This window comes from Embleya australiensis, assembly GCF_051903075.1.
GTDB lineage: Bacteria > Actinomycetota > Actinomycetes > Streptomycetales > Streptomycetaceae > Embleya.
On the sequence record NZ_CP182422.1, the window covers coordinates 1,882,033 to 1,902,885 of the forward strand.

The 20,853-nt window shown below is 71.4% G+C and carries 16 protein-coding genes and 1 pseudogene; 6 read left to right on the forward strand and 11 right to left on the reverse strand.

The window, feature by feature from the left end; genetic code table 11:
* Positions 1-7: 7 nt before the first annotated feature.
* From ACMXN5_RS07725 to ACMXN5_RS07750, 6 genes and pseudogenes are all read right to left on the reverse strand, one after another.
* Positions 8-1,000, reverse strand: coding sequence for a cobalamin biosynthesis protein (locus ACMXN5_RS07725; RefSeq protein WP_439674633.1), 993 nt, complete (start codon positions 998-1,000; stop codon positions 8-10).
* A 70-nt stretch (positions 1,001-1,070) separates the two neighbouring features.
* Positions 1,071-1,454: a winged helix-turn-helix transcriptional regulator gene (locus tag ACMXN5_RS07730; protein WP_439677968.1), complete on the reverse strand. Its 384-nt coding sequence runs from the start codon at positions 1,452-1,454 to the stop codon at positions 1,071-1,073.
* Between the two features lie 120 nt (positions 1,455-1,574).
* Entirely contained in the window at positions 1,575-2,345 is a 771-nt protein-coding gene (locus tag ACMXN5_RS07735) for a sulfite exporter TauE/SafE family protein (RefSeq protein ID WP_395788726.1), read from the reverse strand.
* A gap of 348 nt (positions 2,346-2,693) precedes the next feature.
* Positions 2,694-3,620: pseudogene (locus ACMXN5_RS07740) on the reverse strand (SPFH domain-containing protein); the annotation flags it as partial.
* A gap of 118 nt (positions 3,621-3,738) precedes the next feature.
* Positions 3,739-4,146: an NfeD family protein gene (locus ACMXN5_RS07745; protein WP_439677969.1), complete on the reverse strand. Its 408-nt coding sequence runs from the start codon at positions 4,144-4,146 to the stop codon at positions 3,739-3,741.
* Positions 4,147-4,287: 141 nt separating this feature from the next.
* Complete coding sequence (locus tag ACMXN5_RS07750) at positions 4,288-5,097, reverse strand: ABC transporter ATP-binding protein (RefSeq protein ID WP_439674634.1); 810 nt, start codon at positions 5,095-5,097, stop codon at positions 4,288-4,290.
* Between the two features lie 183 nt (positions 5,098-5,280).
* On the opposite strand from ACMXN5_RS07750, the gene ACMXN5_RS07755 reads away from it, so the two are divergent.
* Entirely contained in the window at positions 5,281-6,057 is a 777-nt protein-coding gene (locus ACMXN5_RS07755) for a hypothetical protein (RefSeq protein ID WP_395788730.1), read from the forward strand.
* A 58-nt stretch (positions 6,058-6,115) separates the two neighbouring features.
* On the opposite strand, the gene ACMXN5_RS07760 is transcribed toward ACMXN5_RS07755, so the two are convergent.
* On the reverse strand, positions 6,116-8,665 hold the full coding sequence (locus tag ACMXN5_RS07760; RefSeq protein ID WP_439674635.1) for an FHA domain-containing protein: 2,550 nt from the start codon (positions 8,663-8,665) through the stop codon (positions 6,116-6,118).
* A gap of 315 nt (positions 8,666-8,980) precedes the next feature.
* Between ACMXN5_RS07760 and ACMXN5_RS07765 the strand changes: the two genes are divergently transcribed.
* Both ACMXN5_RS07765 and serB read left to right on the forward strand, forming a co-directional pair.
* On the forward strand, positions 8,981-10,504 hold the full coding sequence (locus ACMXN5_RS07765) for a streptophobe family protein (protein WP_439674636.1): 1,524 nt from the start codon (positions 8,981-8,983) through the stop codon (positions 10,502-10,504).
* Between the two features lie 86 nt (positions 10,505-10,590).
* Complete coding sequence (gene serB / locus ACMXN5_RS07770; RefSeq protein ID WP_439674637.1) at positions 10,591-11,775, forward strand: phosphoserine phosphatase SerB; 1,185 nt, start codon at positions 10,591-10,593, stop codon at positions 11,773-11,775.
* 244 nt (positions 11,776-12,019) lie between these two features.
* Here serB and ACMXN5_RS07775 read toward each other — a convergent pair whose 3' ends face one another.
* Both ACMXN5_RS07775 and ACMXN5_RS07780 read right to left on the reverse strand, forming a co-directional pair.
* A complete protein-coding gene (locus tag ACMXN5_RS07775) occupies positions 12,020-12,535 on the reverse strand; it encodes a SixA phosphatase family protein (RefSeq protein WP_078977748.1) in 516 nt (171 codons plus the stop codon).
* Between the two features lie 198 nt (positions 12,536-12,733).
* Positions 12,734-15,082, reverse strand: a complete 2,349-nt coding sequence (locus tag ACMXN5_RS07780) for an MMPL family transporter (protein ID WP_439674638.1) — start codon at positions 15,080-15,082, stop codon at positions 12,734-12,736.
* A 443-nt stretch (positions 15,083-15,525) separates the two neighbouring features.
* Between ACMXN5_RS07780 and ACMXN5_RS07785 the strand changes: the two genes are divergently transcribed.
* On the forward strand, positions 15,526-15,819 hold the full coding sequence (locus tag ACMXN5_RS07785) for a hypothetical protein (protein ID WP_126641373.1): 294 nt from the start codon (positions 15,526-15,528) through the stop codon (positions 15,817-15,819).
* Positions 15,820-15,952: 133 nt separating this feature from the next.
* Here the strand turns inward: ACMXN5_RS07785 and fabI are convergent, their stop codons facing one another.
* Both fabI and fabG read right to left on the reverse strand, forming a co-directional pair.
* Positions 15,953-16,732 (reverse strand): enoyl-ACP reductase FabI, encoded by a 780-nt coding sequence (gene fabI / locus ACMXN5_RS07790; RefSeq protein ID WP_439674639.1) that lies wholly within the window; start codon positions 16,730-16,732, stop codon positions 15,953-15,955.
* 4 nt (positions 16,733-16,736) lie between these two features.
* A complete protein-coding gene (fabG, locus tag ACMXN5_RS07795) occupies positions 16,737-17,441 on the reverse strand; it encodes a 3-oxoacyl-[acyl-carrier-protein] reductase (protein WP_078977744.1) in 705 nt (234 codons plus the stop codon).
* 418 nt (positions 17,442-17,859) lie between these two features.
* Here fabG and ACMXN5_RS07800 point away from each other — a divergent pair, with 418 nt between their 5' ends.
* Together ACMXN5_RS07800 and ACMXN5_RS07805 are read left to right on the forward strand one after the other, a co-directional pair.
* Entirely contained in the window at positions 17,860-19,383 is a 1,524-nt protein-coding gene (locus ACMXN5_RS07800; protein ID WP_395788744.1) for a TldD/PmbA family protein, read from the forward strand.
* Positions 19,380-20,789 carry a metallopeptidase TldD-related protein gene (locus tag ACMXN5_RS07805; RefSeq protein WP_439674640.1) on the forward strand — a complete coding sequence of 470 codons (1,410 nt, stop codon included), beginning with the start codon at positions 19,380-19,382 and terminating at the stop codon, positions 20,787-20,789. The genes ACMXN5_RS07800 and ACMXN5_RS07805 overlap by 4 nt, the downstream gene beginning before the upstream one ends.
* Positions 20,790-20,853 lie beyond the last annotated feature (64 nt).

A 20,853-nucleotide genomic window follows, 5' to 3' on the forward strand; every position in this document is an offset into this window, starting at 1 on the left:
CGCGCGCTCATCGAACCGCCTTGCCGGTGCGGCGCGCCGCACGGGCGGCGATGGCGGCGCGGGCGGCCGGCGCACCCACGGCAAGCGCGGCGGCGGCCAGGCCGACCATCGCCGAGAGGCGGTTGGCGCGCGCTATGTCGGCGGGGGCGGGGGGCGGCCCGTCACCGAGCCGCGGCCGATCCTCGGTACGGCCGGCATAGACGTTCCGGCCGCCGAGCGTGACATCCAGCGCGCCGGCGGCGGACGCCTCGCAGCGGCCCGCGTTGGGGCTGGGGTGACTGCCGCCGTCCCGCCGCAACACCGCCCACGCCCGGCCCCGATCGCCGCCGACCACGGGGGCCGCCGCGACGGTGAGCAGCCCGGTGAGTCGCGCGGCCGGCCAATTGGCGACGTCGTCCAGCCGGGCCGAGGCCCAGCCGAAGTTCTCGTGGCGCGGAGTGTGGTGACCGACCATCGCGTCCAGGGTGTTGATCGCGCGGTAGCCGAGCAGCCCGGGGATGCCCGCGACCGCGCCCCAGAACAACGGCGCCACCACCGCGTCGGACGTGTTCTCCGCCACCGACTCGACCACGGCCCGAGCGATGCCCTTGTCGTCCAGCCGGCTCGGGTCGCGCCCCACCAGGCGCGGCAGCGCGTCCCTGGCGGCGGGCAGGTCCCCGGCCACCAGCGGCGCGGCGATCGCCCGGGCCTCGCGGCGCAGGGTGGTACCGCCGAGTACGGCCCAGGTGCAGCCGGCGGTGGCCAGGACGGTGGCCGCGGGGCGGCCCGCGACGGCTCGACGCACCCCCAGCGCAAGCGCGGTGGTCGCCCCGACGCACAGGGCGCTGTACGCGACGCCGCGCGCCCGACTGTCGCCGTGCATGGCCCGCTCCGCGCGCCCGGCCAGGATCCCGAAGCCGGCCACGGGATGGCCGCGCCGCGGATCACCGAACGCGGAGTCGAGGACAACGCCCAGGGCCAGGCCGAGGGCGGTGTGGGTCGGATGTGCGGTCGCGGGCATCCGCGCATCGTTTCACGGCCCTTCGCCCACACACGCGCCGGCCCGGGGCCGTCCGGCGGGGCCGTAACCCTCACGCGTCGAAGCGGCCGCGTGCGCTCTCGATGTGGCTCAGGTTCCGGTGCGTCCAGCCGCACATCGCCTCGACCGTGGCGCGAAGGCCGCGGCCCGGCTCGGTGAGGGTGTACTCGACGCGCGGCGGCACGGTCGGATACACCTTCCGGTCGAGCAGCCCGTTGCGTTCCAGCATGCGCAGGTTCTGGGTGAGCATCTTGTGGCTGATGCCCTCGACCTCCGTGCGCAGCTCACTGAAGCGCAGCGTGCGCTCGCCCAGCGCCTCGATGATCAGCAGGGCCCACTTGTTGGCGACGTCGGAGAAGATCTCCCGCGCCAGGGAGTCCGCGCGCCGCAGGTCCGCGTCCTCGGGCAGGCCCGCGAGTTGCCGCTTGGTCCCCATCCGGTTCCCCAGTCGCCGAAGAGTGCGCTCTTCCAGGTCGGTGTTCACTCTCCGACAGTTCCCGAGTAACCACAAGAGAGCACACCGAAGGAACCCACACGCGGCACGCCCGGCCGACCCCTACAGCAGCAGCCGGATCACCGCGATCGAGCCGACCACCACGATCACCGCCCGCAGGACCGTCGGCGGCAGCTTGCGGCCGACCTTCGCGCCGATCTGGCCGCCGATCACCGACCCCAGGGCGATCAGCAGCACCACCCACCACGCGACGTCGGCGACGATCATGAACAGGATGGCCGCGACGCCGTTGACGACGGCGGCGAGTACGTTCTTGACCGCGTTCATCCGCTGGAGGTTCTCGGCGATGAACACGCCGAACAGGGCGAGCAGCAGCACCCCCTGGGCGGCGCCGAAGTAGCCGCCGTAGACGCCGGTGCCGAAGACGGCCACCCACAGCAGCGCACCGCCGTGCCGCGGCCCCTCCTCGGGTGTGCCGTTGCCGGCACGGCGCGCGGCCAGGCTCCGGGCCAGGCGGGGTTGCAGGACCACGAGCACCAGGGCGATCACGATCAGGACCGGGACGATCGCCTTGAACGCCCCCGCCGGCAGCGTGAGCAGCAGTATCGCGCCGGTGATGCCGCCCAGCAGGGAGGCCAGGCCCAGGCGGAGCAGGCGCGGGCGTTGGCCGGCGAGTTCGCGGCGGTAGCCGATGGCGCCACTGATCGAGCCGGGGACCAGGCCGATGGTGTTCGACACGTTCGCGGTCACCGGCGAGTAGCCGAAGCCGAGCAGCACGGGGAAGGTGATCAGGGTGCCGGATCCGACCACGGCGTTGATCCCGCCGGCCGCGATGCCCGCGGCGAAGATCGCCAGCGCTTCCCACCAGCTCATGCCCATCGTGCCCACCCGCTTCGCCGCGATGACCGTGGCGCCGGGAGGACTGTGCCGGTCCCCCGTGGCCGTGACGCGACGATCATCGCAGCAGGCGGTGTGGCCTCAGCGCGGTGGGCGGTGGCCACGCTCGATGTGCGGCGGCTCCACGTCGCCGGCGGGCGCGCCGCCACGACGCGGCGGGTCGATCGGCGGGGCCGGGACGGTCGGCGGCTCGGCGGGCGGGCGCGGCGCCGACGAGGCGCCGTTCCCGGCCGGCTGCTTGCGCACCGACCCGGGCGGGCCGGCGGCCGGGCCGCCCGCGGCCGGCGGGCCGGCGGGGGGTGCGGCCGTGCCGGGCCAGGCCGGCTCCTCCTCCGGCGCCAACTGCGGCACGCGGTGCGCCGGGCCGGATCCGTTCGGCGACAGGTTGCCGACCGCGTCGCCGATGCCCTCCAGCGCGCGGGTGACCTCGCTGGGCAGGATCCACAACTTGTTCGAGCTGCCCTCGGCGATCTTCGGCAACATCTGGAGGTATTGGTAGGCCAGCAGCTTGTTGTCGACCTCGCCCGCGTGGATCGCCTCGAAGACGGTCTCGATCGCGCGCGCCTCACCCTCGGCCCGGATCACCGCGGCCTGCCGCTCACCCTCGGCGCGCAGCACGGCGGCTTCCTTGTCACCCTCGGCGGTGAGCACCTGCGAGCGCTGGTGTCCCTCGGCGGTCAGGATCGCCGCGCGCTTGTCCCGCTCGGCGCGCATCTGCTTCTCCATCGAATCCTGGATGGAGGGCGGCGGCTCGATCGCCTTGAGCTCGACCCGGTTGACCCGGATGCCCCAGCGTCCGGTCGCCTCGTCGAGCACGCCGCGCAGGCCCGCGTTGATCTCCTCACGCGAGGTGAGCGTCTGTTCGAGGTCCATGCCACCGATGATGTTGCGCAGCGTGGTGATGGTCAGCTGCTCGATCGCCTGGATGTAGTTGGCGATCTCGTAGGTGGCCGCGCGCGGGTCGGTGACCTGGAAGTAGATGACGGTGTCGATCTGGACGACGAGGTTGTCCTCGGTGATCACCGGTTGCGGCGGGAACGGGACGACCTGTTCGCGCAGGTCGATCATCTGCCGGATCCGGTCGATGAACGGCACGAGGATGTTGAGTCCGGCGTGCAGAGTGCGGGTGTAGCGCCCGAAACGCTCCACGATGGCCGCGCTCGCCTGGGGGATCACCTTGACCGTCTTGACCAGGGCGACGACCACCAGCAGTACGAGTACGACCAGAACGATGACGGCGGTGGCCTTCACGATCTCTCCCGAGGTCCTGCGTGCCTGCGGCTGCCTGCGAATTTCGAGGCTGGTTCGAGCCTAGGGGTTCGCGGGCCGGCGTGGGACGTCAACACGGTCGGCGCAACCGATCCGATCGTCACATCACCACGGCGGTGGCGCCCACGATGTCCGCGACGTCCACCTGGGCACCGGGCTCGAACACGGCCGTGCTGTCCAGCGTGCGGGCCGACCAGACCTCGCCGTTGAGCTTGATCCGGCCGCCGTGCTCGTCCACCCGCTCCAGCACCACGGCGCTTGCGCCCTTGAGCGCGTCGATCCCGGTCCGGGTCCCGGGCGTGTTGTTGTGCCGGACCACGACCGGTCGCACGAAAGCGAGCAGCACGATCGCGACGACCGCGAACACGACCAACTGGACCAGGAAGTTGCCACCGGCTCCCGCCGCGATCGTGGCCGCGAGCGCGGCCACCGCGAGCATGCCCATCTCCACGAAGGAGGTGAGCACCCCGAAGATGCCGAACGCCCCGACCGCGATGAGCCACCACATCCATGCGTCCACGACTTCATCGTAGATCGTGGGCGCACGGATCAGGAGAGTGTTCTCGGACCAATGACCGGCGCGGACGAACGCCCGACGCCCCCGCCGTACGAACGACCGCCGCCCCGCGGACGACCGCCCCGCGCCGGGTCAGCGCGCCTCCGGGGCCTCCGGCATCGGCAGCCCGCGCGCCGACCAGCGCCCGTACTGCTGCTCGACGATCAGCGGCAGACCGAAACAGTGCGACAGGTTGCGCGAGTTCAGCGTCTCGGCGATCGGACCGGCCGCGAGCACCTGCCCCTGACGGATCATCAGGATGTGGGTGAAGCCCGGCGGGATCTCCTCGACGTGGTGGCTCACGAGGATCATCGAGGGCGCGTACGGGTCGGCCGCCAACGCGCCGAGCCGGCGCACCAGGTCCTCGCGACCACCCAGGTCGAGCCCGGCGGCCGGCTCGTCGAGCAGCAGCAGTTCGGGGTCGGTCATCAGCGCGCGGGCGATCTGTACCCGCTTGCGCTCGCCCTCGGACAGCGTGCCGAACGTGCGGTCCACGTATTCGGCCATGCCGAGCTGGTCGAGCAGCCGCCGGGCGCGCTGCTCGTCCTCGGCGTCGTAGCGCTCGTGCCACTTGGCGGTCATCCCGTAGGCGGCGGTCAGCACGATGTCCAGCACCCGCTCGCGCCGCGGCAGCTTGTCGGTCAGCGCGGCGGACGCCATGCCCACGCGCGGACGCAGCTCGAACACGTCCACCGAGCCCAGCTTCTCGCCCAGGACTGCGACCGTGCCGGAGGTGGGGAACAGATAGGTGGACGCCAGTTGCAGCAGCGTGGTCTTGCCCGCGCCGTTGGGTCCGACGACGATCCAGCGCTCGCCTTCCGCGACCGACCAGGTCACCTGGTCCACCAGAGGGCGACCGTCGCGCACCACCGATACGTCAACCAGTTCGAGAACGTCGCTCATCCCTGCCAGCTCCCCATCGTGCGCTACGCCGCCGGACGGCATCCCCTTGTGTGGGATCACCGCCTCGCTCCGTGGTCCCGCGTTGTTGCACCCGGTCCGGGAGAAACCTATGACACCGAACCACCTCCGGTCGTGTCCGGGAGCATTGCGAGCACCCGTGTGAGCACCCTTACGCTTGTCCGCATGCATGCCGAACCGCGCTCCGGACTTCTCGTCGCATGGGGCAACGCCCTGCTGGCCGGGCACGTTCCGCCGGACGACGCGGTGACCGAGATCGTCGGTACGGACGAGCCGCATCGGGTGACGGGCGTGCCCGGCGAGTCCGGGGCGGTCGGTCTGTCGCTCGCGCTGGGGCGGTTGCGCGCGTCGGGGGTGCGCGGTCTGCGGCTGGCGCTGCCGGTGGCCGGCGATCCGCTCGCGCTGCCCGGGCCGCCCGCCTTCAACGACCTCGCGCTCGACGCGGGCGAGGCGGCGATCACCGTCGGCGCGCCGGGTGTGGCCTACGGTCTGGTGCCCTCGGTGACCCGGCACGGCACGGCCGACGACGCGACGGTACGGGTGGCCTGGACCATGTTCGAGGTGGCCGACCGGCCCGCGCCCGGCCCGTTCCTGGCCGAGGCCGAACGCGAGTTGGCCGAGGCGATGCGGGACACGATCGAGGACCTGGCCCGGCTGGACGTGGCCGGCAGCGGACCGGCCGCGCAGCGCGCGCTCGCCGGGCTGTACCGCAAGGATTCGGACACCCGGATCGCGCCGGGCCACCCCGGTCGGGCCGGGCGGGTGCTGGACCAGGCGCGCCGGATCCACACCGTGATCCGGGTGGCGAGCGGCGAGGACGGCGGGGCGGTCAGCGCGGCGGAGATATCCGCGCGGCTGCTCGCGTTGGCCCCGCTGGAGCGGGCCTGCCGACGGGCGATGGTGGCCGCGTACAGCGCGGCACTGGAGCCGGACCGGGCCTGAGGCCCCGGGCCGCTCGCTGGGCGGCACCCGCCCCGCGTCAGTGCGCGGCCGGAGCGCGCTACTTGCCGCGCCGCCGCCGCGTCTTCGGGTCGAGCCGGCGCAGCATGAGCAGCGCGATCGTCCCGTATATCGCGATCTGGCCGGTCAGGATGCCGACGTTGCGGTACCAGACGGCCGGCTCGTGCTTCCACAGCGGGTCCGGGGACTCCCCCGGTTTGAGCGGCAGTTGGGTGGCGAGGTCTATCGTGCTGCCCGACGCGGCGAAGGCCCAGCGGGCCGGGGCCAGCCAGGAGATCTGCTCGATGCCGGCCTTGCCGTTGAGCGGGAACAGGCCGCCGCACAGCACCACCTGCACGATCGCGATCACCACGAGCAGTGGCATCGCCAACTCGGCGCTGCCGATCGACGCGGAGACCACCAGCCCCACCGCCATCGCCGCGATCGCCGACAACACCACCGCGATGCCGATCTCGACGATCGCCGGGCCGATCACGACGCCCTTGGCGGGCAGCTTCACGCCGACCAGCGCGACGGCGGTGAGTACCGCGCCCTGGATCGCCGAGATCATGCCGAGCACCAGGATCTTCGAGCCGAGGTAGGCGGAGACCGAGAGGCCGGCGCTGCGCTCGCGACGGTAGATCGCGCGTTCCTTGATCAACTCGTTGACCGCCGTCGCGGTGCCCATCAGGCCGCTGATCACGAACAGCACGAGCAGTTTGGTGGTCGCCTCCTGGTTCGACCCCGGCGGCGACCCCGGCGGACTGACCAGTTTGCCCGGGATGACCCGGCACAACATGCCCAGGAACAGCGGCGCTATGGCCAGCAGCGCCAGGTATTTGCGGTCGGAGGCGATCACCGCGAGGTAGCGCCGGGACAGCGTGCCCAGTTGGGAGAACCAGCCCTGCGGTTTGGGCGGCTTCGTCTGCGCCCGCTCGCCCTGTTCGGCGTGCGCGCGGTCCCGGCCGACCTCTATGTACTTGCCGTACAACTCCGAGCGACGGAACGGGCCCTCGTAGTCGCGGTCGGGCTCGTCGTCGAACATGGTGAAAACTTCGGGCCAGTCGCCCTTGCCGAAGAACGGCAACGCCTCGTCGGGCGGGCCGAAGAAGGCGATCCGGCCGCCGGGCGCGAGCACGAGCACGCGGTCGCACACGTTCAGGCTGCGGGTGCTGTGGGTGACCACGATGACGGTGCGGCCGTCGTCGGCGAGTTCGCGCAGCTTCTCCATCACCGAACGTTCCAGGCCCTCGTCCAGCCCGGAGGTGGGCTCGTCGAGGAACAACACCGACGGTTTGGTGAGCAGTTCGACGGCGACGCTGACCCGCTTGCGCTGGCCGCCGGAGAGGCTGCTGACCTTGGTGTCGGCGTACGGCGAGGCGGCGCCCCGCGGCACCTTGTCCAGGCTCAGCTCGCCGATCACCTCCTCGACCCGGCGCTCGCGCTCGGCCGCGTTGGTGTCCTCGGGGAACCGCAGTTGCGCGGCGTAGCGCAGCGCGGTGCGCGCGGTGAGTTGCGCGTGCAGGATGTCGTCCTGCGGCACCAGGCCGATGCGCTGGCGCAGTTCGGCGTTGTTCGCGTACAGGTCGCGACCGTCGTAGAGGATCTTGCCGCTGGCCGCGCGCCGGCTGCCGGTGAGCGCGCCGAGCAGGGTGGACTTGCCCGCGCCGGAACCGCCGACGATGGCGAGCAGGTTGCGCTCGGCGAGCGGGAAGGAGACGTTGTCGAGCAGGACCCGGTTGCCGGCCTTGACGGTGAGGTTCTGCACCTCGAGGGAGACCTCGCCGGTGTCGATGAACTCGCGCAGTTCCTGGCCGTCGAGGCGGAAGGTGGCGTGCCCGATGCCGACCAGGTCGGCTTCGCCGAGCAGCGCCCGCTCGATCGGTTGGCCGTTGAGGAACGTGCCGTTGTGGCTGCCCAGGTCGACGATTTCGCGCCGGCCGCCGGGTGTGGTGCGCAACTCGGCGTGGTGGCGGGAGACCATCAGGTCGGTGAGGACCAGGTCGTTGTCCAGCGCGCGGCCGATGCGCAGGGTGCGGACCGGGAGCGGGATGACCATGCTGGGCTGCCGGTCCACGCTCGGGCGCGGGTCGACGGCGGGCCCGGCGCCGATGTGCGCGCGCTCCAACGGGTTCGGCCGGTCCGGGACTCGGCGCGGCGGCTCGGGGACGGAGGGCGGCTCGGGGATCGACGGCGGCTCGGGGGTGTACGGCGATTCGGCGCGGTGCGGGGGTGGTTCGCCGCGGCCGGGCGGTTCGGGGATCTGTACGTGGTCCTGTCGCGCGATGCGCGGCGGCACCACCTCGGTGGCGGTCGTCTCCGGCGCGAGGCGCAGCGGATCGCCGTCGTCCGGGTCGCCGAGCAGCACCTCGCAGCCTCGGCCGACGACCACGCGGTGCACCCGATTGCCGCGCATCCACGAGCCGTTGACGCTGTTCCCGTCGACGAACTCCCAGCCGTCGGGACCGACTCGCAGGATCGCGTGGCGTCGGCTCACCCGGCGGTCGTCGAGCACGATCGCGCAGGACGGATCGCGACCGACGACGTGTTCGCGCCCGGGATCGAGGATCACGGGCGCGCCGGCGCTGGTGCCGACGGTCAGGTGCGGCACTGCCGGTCCTTCTGGCGTATAGCTGTCCCCCACCCTTCGAGAGTGTAGGGACGCGGGGGCCTCACGGGCAGGCTTTCTCGTGCGGAAGCACCGTGAACCACTCCGAAGGCCGATTCCGACATCAACTTCGCCTTCCACGTCCCGGCCGCGCGAGCGCGCGGTCGCCGGCGTGTCGTCGCGGGCGCGGTCGCGGGGGCGTGGGGGTGGCATGTGGGGGGAGTCCGGGGGAATCCGTTGACGTGTGACTCGGGGCGGCTCGATAGTCGAGTTTGTCCCGCTCGACCGGCGGTCGGGTCGCACGTGACAGGAGCGGTCGTGGCCTGGAACCAGCAGCAGCACAACGCACCGCCTCCGGCCCGACCATCGGCCGGTCCCGCGTCCTGGGGCGGCGTCGCGCCGTGGCTGCACGCGTTCGGCGCGGTGCTCGCGGCGTTCGGCGCGATGGCCGCCGCCGCGTGGCTCGGGTTGTGGCTGCTCGGCGCCGACGACCTGGGCTCGGGCACGATGCCGGCGCTGGTGGCGGCGGTGGTCGCGCTCGCGGTCGGCGGCACGGTCGACCTGAAGGGCAGCGAGAAGAGCGGTACGGGCGACGACATTCTCAGCCAATTGACCGGTGACGTATCGCTCGCGCAGGGCAGCGGCAAGGTCGACATCATGCTGCTCGGCATCGGCCTGATCGGCGCGCTGGTGCTCGGCTGGTTGTTCCTGCGCCCGCTGCGACACCGGTTGGTGATCGGCGCGTTGGACCTGGTCGTACACGGCGTGCGGGTGCTGGTGTTCACCATGGCCGCGCTCGGTGTGGTGGCGACGACGGGCAAACACACGCTGCCCATCGAGCAGTTCGTCTCCCGGGTCGGCGGCGCCAAGGCGCAGGACCTGATGAACATCTTCAGCCTGGGCGCCGCGGCCCGGTTCGAGACCGACGTGACCGGCACGCTCGCGTTCGGCGCGTTGTGGCTGCTGATCACCCTGGCCGTCGCCGTCGGGGTGTCCGTGCGCGGTCCGCTGCCGGTGAAGTGGTTGCGGCATCGGGCGGTGCTGCGTCCGCCGGTGGGCGGGGTGCTCGCGGTGCTGATCGCCGCGGTGGTCGCGGGGGTGGTGGGTACGCCGTTCGTGGCCGCCTCCGCGCCCGCGCCGAAGCGCATGATCGGCGGCATGTTCTTCGCGCTGCCCAACGCGGTCTGGCTGCTCGCCTCGCTCGGCCTGGGCATCCCGTGGAAGGCGACCACGACCGACCCCACCGGCGGCGGCTTCTCGTTCGGTCTGCCCGGGCCGCTGGGCAAGCTGGTCAAGGCCTCCGCGGGGGACGGTCTGCCGATCCGGATCGACCGGTTGGCCGAATTGGACTCGCGGGCGTGGTTCGTACCGCTGTTCTCCGCGCTGCTCCTGCTGCTCGGCGGGACCCTGATGGCGCTGCGCGCGCCCGCGTCGGTGCGCCCGCATCAGCACGCGTGGCGGTTCGCGGTGGCGCTGGCCGGCGGGCTGCTGGTGATCGCCTATCTGATGCAGCTTCAGCTCAAGGTCGCGGTGTCGGTGTTCGGCGGGGTGGTCTCCCCCGGCGCGTCGGTGTCGCTGCACGCCGACTATCTGTGGACGGTGCTGCTCGGGCTGCTGTGGGGCGCGTGTGCCGGCTTCGTCGGCGGCGCGCTCGCGGACTGGGTGCGCTACCGGAGGACGGACGCCGCACCGCTCGCCACCGGCCTGCCGCGCCCCCTCCACACGGCGCCACCCGCGCCGCCGGGACCGCCGCCGTACTCGAACAGACCCGACCCCACGCACCGCCCGCCGCCGCCGCCCGAGCCGCAGGGACCGACCCGGTCGGGCCCCTGGCCTGGGTGAATCCGGCCCGCCGGGCGATTCGTCGGCTGTTCGCAGTGTGGACCGGTGCGGCGGTCGATCTCGAACGGCCGGTACCGTGAAGCATCATGAATGCGCCGCGCACTCTTCTCGTCAAGATCTTCGGCAAGGACCGACCGGGGGTGACGGCGAGCCTTTTCGATGTCCTGGCCGGCCACACCGTCGAGGTCGTCGACGTCGAGCAGACCGTCACCCGGGGCCGGCTCACGCTGTGCGTCCTGATCACCACGCCGACCGACGAGGGCCGACTGCGGGCCGGCGTACACCGCTGGGCGGACGGTGAGCGCCTGGAGGCGGAGATCCTGTCCGGCGTCGGCGACAACCGCCCGCGCGGCGAGGGCCGCTCGCACGTCACCGTGCTCGGCCACCCGCTGGAGCCGGACGCGTTCGCCGGGATAGCGCACCGGATCGCGAACGCCGGCGCCAACATCGACCGGATCTTCCGACTCGCCAAGTATCCGGTGACCGCCATCGAGCTCCAGGTCTCCGGCGTGGAGACCGACAAGCTGCGGCTCGAACTGGCCATCGAGGCCGCCGAGCGCGGAGTGGACATCGCGGTCCAGCCGTCCGGGCTGCGGCGCCGGGCCAAGCGGCTGATCGTGATGGACGTCGACTCGACCCTGATCCAGGGCGAGGTGATCGAACTGCTCGCCGAGCATGCGGGCTGTCTGGACGAGGTGGCCGAGGTCACCTCCGCCGCGATGCGCGGCGAACTGGACTTCGCCGAGTCGCTGCGGGCCCGGGTGGCGCTGCTGGCGGGGCTGGACGAGAGCGCCATCGACCGGGTGCGCGAGCAGGTCGTCCTCACCCGCGGGGCGCGCACGCTGGTGCGGACGCTGAAGCGGCTCGGCTACAAGGTCGGCATCGTCTCGGGCGGATTCACCCAGGTCACCGACGGGCTGGTGGAGAAGCTGGGGCTGGACTACAGCGCGGCGAACACCTTGGAGGTGGTCGACGGCAAGCTCACCGGGCGGGTGGTGGGCGAGATCGTCGACCGGGCGGGCAAGGCGCGGTTGTTGCGCGGCTTCGCGGCGGAGGCGGGGGTGCCGTTGACGGCGACCGTCGCGATCGGCGACGGGGCGAACGACCTGGACATGCTCAATGCCGCGGGGCTCGGGGTGGCGTTCAACGCGAAGCCGGTGGTTCGGGAGGCCGCGGACACGGCGGTCAATGTGCCGTTTCTGGACACCGTGTTGTTCCTGCTCGGGGTCACGCGGGACGAGATCGAGGCGGCCGACGCAGCCGACGCATAGCGCCGTACGGCCGGCCGGGTCGGGCCGACCGCGTGCCTGGCTCTTCCCGAGCCGGGTGGGCCGTCCTCAAACGCCGGACGGGCTGAAAAGCTTGTCCTCAAACGCCGGACGGGCTGGATATGCCGAACCGGGTCGTGGTCGCCGCCCGGGCCGGCCGTAGGCTCATGGGCCAAACCCGGCCGAGCGGGTCACATGTGGCAACGCGGTGCCGGACCGGCCGGGGACCGGTCCGGCGTTGCGGTGCTCAGCCGGCCGGGGTGGTGAATCTGGTCAGGTGGGCCGAGCGTTCCTGGAGGTCGGACCAGGGGGTGTGCAGGCTGAGTACGGCCACCGCCGAGGTCGGGTACTTCTCCCGCAGCCGCACGAGCGTGTCGTCCTCACCGCTGCCGGCCAACGCGTTGACCAGCGTGGCCACTCCCGGGTTGTGCCCGATCAGCAGCAGCGTGTCGACCTCGTCGGGGGTCTCCTGCACGAGGTACAGGAGCGCTTGCGCGCTCGCCTCGTAGACCCGCTCGTCGTAGACGGTGTGCGGCTTGTGGTCGTAGACCTTGCCGACCAGCCGCCAGGTCTCGCGGGTGCGCACCGCGGGGGAGCACACCACCAGATCCGGAGTGATGCCGCCGGCGAGCAGCCGGTGCCCGGTCTCGGCGGCGTCCTTGCGGCCGCGTTCGGCGAGGGGTCGCTCGTGGTCCGGCCCGTCGGGCCACTCGGCCTTCGCGTGCCTCATCACCACAAGATTGCGCTGTCGGTGGGATGCCATGGGTTCAGCCTCTCAGACATCGGCCGTTGTGCACTGCGGGTCGGTGCTTCCGTTTTCCGCGCCGGCCGAATCGGGCGGGTGGCGCCGACACGCACGACGGGTCGGGACCGAGTATCCGGTCCCGACCCGTGCTTTCGCCGGAGGTGGCGGGTGGTCGGGTCACCATCGGCGTGGTGCCGGTGGTGACCCGACCTTCGATCAGCCGGTCGGCGGCCGGGGGATCCGCCGCGAGGAGGACACGTTCTCGTCGTATCCGGTCCCCGGGTACGCCGGCTCGTAGCCGGGCGCCGGGTAACCGTTCGCCCCGGCGTAGGCCGGAACCGGCTCGGCGGCCGGGGCCGGCACGTCGACCGCCTCGTCGCCGTGGTCCATCTGCGGCAGCCAGTTCAGCCAGCGCGGCAGGTACCAGTTGTGGTCGCCGAGCAGGCTCATCACGGCCGGCAGCAGCAGACCGCGGATGATCGTGGCGTCGAGCAGGACCGCGACCGCCAGGCCGACACCGAACTGCTTCATCGACTGCATCGACAGGGTGCCGAAGACCGCGAACACCGCGACCATGATCGTCGCCGCGCTGGTCACCACACCGGCGGTGGTGCGGATCCCGTGCGACACGGCGTCCTTGGTGTTCATGCCCTTGTCGTAGGCCTCACGGATCCGGGAGACCACGAACACGTGGTAGTCCATCGACAGGCCGAACAGGATCACGAACAGGAACATCGGGATCCAGGAGACGACCGCCCCCGGTGCGTCGGTGCCGATCAGGAAGTCGCCGTAGCCGTGCTGGAAGACCAGCGTCATCACACCGTACGCGGCGCCCACCGACAGCAGGTTGAGCACGATCGCGGTGGCCGCGATGGCGATCGAGCGGAACGACACCAGCATGAGCAGGAACGCGAAGCCGAGCACGAAGGCGAAGATCGGCAGGCGGGCCGCGCCGAGCTTGTCGTTGAAGTCCTTGTTGCCCGCGGTGTTGCCGGTGACCGGGGCGTCCTGGATGCCGTCGACCTTGTTCAGGGTCTCCGGGACGACCTTGTCCCGCAGTGTGGACAGGGCGTCGTTGCTGGTCTTGTCGAGCCCGCCGCCGGCGAGCGGTACGGAGATCTTGAAGATGTTGGTGGTGCCCTGGCGCTCGACCTCGATCGGCTCGTGCATCTTGCCGGTGGCGATCGCGGCGCGGCGGAAGTTGTCCCAGGTCGCGGCCAGCTTCGGGTCGTCGGGGTTCTTGGTCTTGACCACGACCTGGGCGGGCGCCGGGCCGCCGGGGAAGGCCTTCTCGATGTGCTGGTAGGTCTGCACGATGGACAGGTCGGTGGGCAGTTCCTTGTCGAGCGGCAGCTGGGCGGTCTTCATGCCCACCACCGGGATGGTCAGCGCGATCAGCAGACCGCCGGCGAGCACCGCGGTGGCCCGGGGACGGGTGAGCACCACGCCCAGGATCTTGCCCCAGACCTTGCTGCCGCCGGTGGGGCGACGCATCTTGGCCAGCCCGGGGATCTTGCCGAAGTCCACCTTGTCGCCGAGCATCGACAGCAGCGCGGGCAGCACGGTGAGCGAACCGAGCACCGCGGTGAGCACGACCAGGATGGTCGCGGAGGCCATCGACTCGAACTCGCTCAGACCGGAGAGCAACATGCCGGCCATCGCGACGATCACGGTGATGCCGGAGATGAGCACCGACCGGCCGGAGGTGGCGGCGGCGATCCGCAGCGCGGTCTCGGGGTCGCGGCCCTTGGCCCGCTCCTCCCGCTCCCGGCGCAGGTAGAACATGCAGTAGTCGACACCGACGGCCAGGCCGATCAGCAGCATCACCGACTGCGCGTTCTCGCCCACCGGCATCAGGTGGCTGCTCAGCGCGAGCAGACCGCCCGCGGCGATGAACGCGGTGAGTGCGAGGGCCACCGGCAGCAGTGCGGCGACCACGGCGCCGAACGCGACGAGCAGGATGCCGAGCGCGAGCGGGACGGCGGTCCATTCGGCGCGGGTGAAGTCCTTGGCGATGGTGTCCTTGAACCACTTGTCGCCGCTGGCGTCACCGAACTGCTCGATGACCACGTCCGAGTGCGCGCCGCGGGCCGCGGCCACCGCGTCCAGGACCGGCTGGATGTTGTCGACGGCCTTCTCGCTGTCCCCGGCCATGTCGAACTGGATCAGCGCCGAGTGCTTGTCGGAGGAGATGCCGCCCTGTCCGGCGTATGGAGAACGCAGGTGCTGGGTGGCGGGGCCCTTGTCCTTGATCTGCGTGGCGTTGACGCGGTTGATCACGTCGTCCACGGCGGCGCGGAACTTCGGGTCCTGCGCGACGAGCTTGTCGCTGCGGACCAGGATCATCTCGCCGGCGGGCTCACTGATGCCCGCGTCGTCGATGATGCGTGCCGCGCGACCCGACTCCCCCACGCCGCGCTCGGCCTTGGTGATCTTGTCCGTCCCGCTCATACCGCCGATCACCACGGCGAGGACCACGAACAGCAGCCACCCGAATACCGCCGTTTTCCGATGCTGTGCACTCCAGCCACCGATCGAGGCGGCCAAATTGCGCCTGGATGCCATGGTCCCCGCTCCTATGTTCTCCGCTGCCGAAGGTTTTCCTCGACACGGAAACGCTATTGGCGGGCGACCGGGCCCCACATCCTGCGGACCGGTGTCTTGGCCGGGGGGGCAGACACACCTGCGTAGTAGGGCTGGCCCTACCCCTGAGAAGGAGGGCCATGGTGATCACTCGGGGCATACCGGGATACGTGTAAGGGGAACGCTCTCCGGACACCCCCGTGACCTGCGGCAATACCGAAACGATCTTCCGAGGGAGGTGTCGCTCGTGCGGGGGACCTACACGTGTGCACAACGCCCGGACGGACGGCCGGAGTTCCCGGGACGGGGATCCGAACGCACGGGCCACCCGGCACCGGGGCGTACCCACAGCGAACGGGTGGCGGGTCGGGTGTCGGGCTCACCCTCCGCCGGACCGGTGGTGCCGGTCTGCGAAACTCGTCCGCATGGCTGCTACATCCGGCGAATCCTCGAAGGCGCGGTACGAGCGGGCGATGGCGGCCCGCAAGGCCCGCGAGGAGCGCACACACGCGGAGGAAGTCGCGCGGTCCGACGCGCGCAACGAGATCCTGGCCCGCAAGGCCGCCGAGTCCGGCGACGACGGGATCCGGCAGACGGTGCTGGCGCCGCCGGACCCGAACAAGTCCTCCGCCAGACAACTCGGCGGCATCCTGGGCATCATGCTGCTGATCACGGTCCTGATCGGCATCGCGGCGACGATCGCCGCCGCGACCGGTTGAGCGAGGCTTTCGGCCCACTCGCCCCCTCGGCCCCGACGTCCGCGAACAACGCCGCGGCCCGCGGCCCACAACGACGCAGCCCGACCCCCCGACCTGTTCGGCCGGGCGATCGGGCTGCGTCGGACGTCTCGCGCTACGCGCCCATTGCGTGCAGGCCGCCGTCGACGTGGATGACCTCGCCCGTGGTCTTCGGGAACCAGTCGGACAGCAGCGCGCACACGCCGCGCGCGGCCGGGTCCGAGTCGCGCAGGTCCCAGCCCAGCGGGGCCTTCTCGTTCCAGACGCCCTCGAACTTCTCGAAGCCCGGGATGCTGTTCGCGGCCATCGTCTTGACCGGGCCCGACGAGATCAGGTTGACCCTGATGTTCTTCTCGCCCAGGTACTTGGCCAGGTAGCGCGAGGTCGACTCGAGCGCGGCCTTGGCCACACCCATCCAGTCGTAGCCCGGCCACGCCACCTGCGCGTCGAAGTCGAGGCCGACGACCGAGCCGCCGCGCCCCTCGTTCGCCTCCATGAGCGGCAGGCAGGCCATCGTCAGCGACTTCAGCGAGTACGCCGAGACCTCCACCGCGGTGGCCACGTCGGGCCACTCGGTGTTGAGGAAGTTGCCGCCGAGGGCGTCCTTCGGGCCGAACGCGATCGAGTGCACGACGCCGTCCAGGGCCGGCACGTGCGCGCGTACGTTGTCCGCGAGCGCCGCGAGGTGCTCGGCGTTCGTCACGTCCAACTCGATCACCGGGGCCGGCTTCGGCAGCCGATTCGCGATGCGGTTGACCAGCGAGAGCCGGCCGAATCCGGTCAGTACGACCTCGGCGCCCTCCTCCTGGGCCCGCTTGGCGACGTGGAAGCCGAGAGAGGCGTCGGTGATGACGCCGGTGACGAGAATGCGCTTGCCCGCAAGCAGGTCGCCCATGAGTTCAGTGCCCCATTCCAAGTCCGCCGTCCACAGGGATGACGGCTCCGGTGATGTACGACGCGGCGTCGGAGGTGAGGAACCTGACCACGCCGGCCACCTCGTCCACGTCGGCGTAGCGCGCCAGCGGGATCTCCTTGAGGATCTGCGCCTTGCGCTCCTCGCCCAGCACCTCGGTCATCGCGGTGTCCACGAAGCCCGGCGCCACCACGTTCGCGGTGATGTTGCGCGAGCCCAGCTCGCGGGCGATCGAACGGGCGAAGCCGACCAGGCCGGCCTTGGAGGCCGCGTAGTTGGCCTGCCCCGGCGAACCGGACAGCCCGACCACCGACGAGATCAGCACGATGCGTCCCTTGCGGGCCCGCAGCATGCCCTTGCTCGCCCGCTTGACCACGCGGAACGTGCCGGTGAGGTTGGTGTCGACGACGCTGGTGAAGTCCTCCTCGCTCATCCGGAGCAGGAGTGTGTCCCGGGTGATGCCGGCATTGGCGATCAGCACCTCGACCGGGCCGTGCGCGGCCTCGACCTCCTTGAACGCCTGCTCGACCTGCTCGCCGTCGGTGATGTCGCACCGCACGCCGAGCAGCCCCTCCGGGGGCTCACCGGAGCGATACGTGATCGCGACCTTGTCGCCGTCGGCGGCGAAGGCCCGGGCGATGGCCAGGCCGATGCCCCGGTTTCCTCCCGTGACCAGTACGGACCGGCTCAACGGATCACTCCTCTGTTCTGGGATGTTCCGGGGTATCCCCGAATATCGCCGACTGTTCCTCGACCGTCCTCGGCCGTGCTCGCGCACGCCCCGGGTGGCGCCCGGGCATACCTCGTCTCGCGTCACGATGACGCTATCGGGCTACCCCGGGGTAAGGGGAATCCGGTCCGGGACAGCGTCCCCGGACGGTTCGTTGTGGGAACCCGACAAGACCCACGGAAAACGGAACGATCTCCTCCACCGCCTGGGCACCGACGGAATCCGGCCGGCCTGTCTCCGGCATGTTTCGTTCCGGTTGCCCCGGCGCAAGACCCGTCCGAGCACACGACCGGTCCTTCCGGGAGACCGGAATGCCGGCGACGGCGTGTCTGGTTGACTGAACGACGCGAGCCGACAGGCCGAACGTATGGAGGAATGGGTGCCCAACGAGATCGATCCGACGTTCCTCGCCTATCCCCTTCGGGAACTGGCCGCCGCGGCCCTGTCCCGAGCCGGGGAACTGGGCGCCGAACACGCGGACTTCCGCTTCGAGCGCGTACGAGACGCGTCCTTCCGGCTGCGCGACGGACGCACCGACTCGTCCGTGGACACCACCGACGTGGGCTTCGCGGTCCGGGTCGTGCACGACGGGGCGTGGGGCTTCGCGGCGGGGGTGGATCTGACCCCCGAGGCGGCGGCGTACGTCGCCGAGCAGGCGGTCGCGGTCGCGCGCGTGTCCCGCTCGGTGAGCGAGGCGGCCGGCGCGGGCGAGACGGTGGCGCTGGCGGAGGAGCCGGTACACGCCGACGAGACCTGGATCTCGGCGTACCGGATCAACCCGTTCGACGTGCCCGAGGCCGAGCGGATCGGCCTGTTGGCGAGGTGGAGCCGCGAACTGCTCGCCGCCGACGGCGTGGACCACGTGGACGCCACCTGCATGGTGGTCCAGGAGAACAAGTTCTACGCCGACTCGGCCGGCACCACGACCACGCAGCAGCGGGTGCGGATACACCCCCAGCTGACCGTGATCGCGGTGGACCGCGAGTCGGGCGCCTACGAGACGATGCGCACCATCGCACCGCCGGTCGGCAGGGGCTGGGAGTACGTCAAGGGCGTGGGCTGGGACTGGGACGAGGAGCTGGCGTCGCTGCCGGGCCTGCTCGCCGAGCGGGTCAAGGCGCCGAGCGTCGAGGCCGGCGAATACGACCTGGTGATCGACCCGAGCAACCTGTGGCTGACCATCCACGAGTCGATCGGGCACGCCACCGAGCTGGACCGCGCGCTCGGCTACGAGGCCGCCTACGCGGGCACCTCGTTCGCCACCTTCGACCAGCTGAACAAGCTCAAGTACGGCTCGCCGGTGATGCACGTCACCGGCGACCGCACCGTGCAACACGGCCTGGCCACCATCGGCTTCGACGACGAGGGCGTGGCGACGCAGAGCTGGGACCTGGTCACCGACGGCGTGCTGACCGGCTATCAGCTGGACCGGCGGATGGCGCTGATGCAGGGGCTCGGCCGCTCCAACGGCTGTGCCTTCGCCGACTCCCCCGGGCACGTCCCGGTGCAGCGCATGGCCAACGTCTCGCTGCAGCCGGGTGCGGACGACCTGTCCACCGCCGAGCTGATCGGCCGGGTGCACCGCGGCCTGTACATCGTCGGCGACAAGTCGTGGTCGATCGACATGCAGCGGTACAACTTCCAGTTCACCGGCCAGCGGGCCTACCTGATCGAGGACGGCCGGATCGTCGGGCAGGTCAAGGACTTCGCCTACCAGGCCACCACGACCGACTTCTGGGGCTCGATGGAGGCGGTCGGTGGTCCCGGTACCTACGTCCTCGGCGGCGCCTTCAACTGCGGCAAGGCGCAACCCGGGCAGGTCGCGGCGGTCAGCCACGGGTGTCCGTCGGCGCTGTTCCGCGGCGTGAAGGTCCTCAACACGGTTCAGGAGGCGGGTCGATGAGCGGCGGGCAGACCGTGGTGACGCGGCCGGACGAGACGGTCGAGCGGGCGCTGGCGCTGTCGAAGGCGGACGGCTGCGTGGTGATCGCCGAGGAGACCTCGGCGGCGAACCTGCGCTGGGCGGGCAACGCGCTGACCACCAACGGTGAGACGCGGGGTCGGCGGGTGACCGTGGTGGCCACGGTCGCGGGCACCGAGGGCACCGCGTCCGGGACGGTCTCGCGCAGCGGCGTGACGGTGGATCGGCTGGAGGACCTGGTACGGGCCGCAGAGGCGGCGGCTCGGGATGCCGGTCCGGCCGAGGACGCGCGACCGCTCCTGGGGGCCTCGGGCGGCCCGGACGGCGGCTTCACCGAGGCGCCGGCGCAGACGTCCATCGGCGTGTTCGCGGACTTCGCGCCGGAGCTGGGCGCCGCGTTCGGGCGGGCCCGGGAGGCGGACCGGCTGCTGTACGGGTTCGCCTCGCACCAGCTGACCTCCAGCTACGTGGGCACCTCCGCCGGGCTGCGCCGCCGGCACGACCAGCCCACCGGGCACGTCGAGTTGAACGCCAAGTCGGGCGACCTGACCCGGTCCGCGTGGGGCGGCACGCCGACCCGCGACTTCCGGGACGTGGACCTGGCGGCGCTGGACGCGGACCTCGCCGAGCGGTTGTCCTGGGCGACCCGCACGATCGACCTGCCGGCGGGCCGCTACGAGACCCTGCTGCCGCCGTCGGCGGTCGCGGACCTGATGGTCTACATGTACTGGCAGAGCGGCGCGCGGGACGCGCACGAGGGCCGTACGGTCTTCAGCAAGCCGGGCGGCGGCACGCGGGTCGGCGACCGGCTCACCGACTTGCCGCTGACCCTGTTCAGCGACCCGAACCACCCGGGCCTGGAGAGCGCGCCGTTCACCATCGCGCACGCGTCGAGCGACACGGCGTCGGTGTTCGACAACGGGCTGCCGCTGGAGCGCACGAACTGGGTCACCGACGGCGTGCTCACCGCGCTGGGGACCAATCGGCACACCGCCGAGCTGACGGGGCTCGCGGTCGCGCCGGAGATCGACAACCTGATCCTGGACGCGCCGGCCGGCGGGCGGACGTTGGCGCAGATGGTCGCGTCGACGGAGCGTGGGCTGCTGCTGACGTGCCTCTGGTATATCCGCGAGGTGGATCCGCAGACGCTGCTGCTCACGGGGTTGACCCGGGACGGGGTGTACCTGGTGGAGGGTGGCGAGGTGGTCGGGGCGGTGAACAACTTCCGCTTCAACGAGTCGCCGGTGGACGTGTTGGGGCGGGCCGTCGAGGCGGGGCGGACCGAGCGTACGTATCCGCGCGAGTGGGGTGACTGGTTCACGCGGGCGGCGATGCCGGCGCTGCGCGTGCGGGACTTCAACATGTCGTCGCCGAGTCGGGCGCAGTAGCCGGACGGGACGACCCTGCCTGTCCTCAAGCGCCGGACGGCTGAGGGGTTTTGGCGCCGCCGGC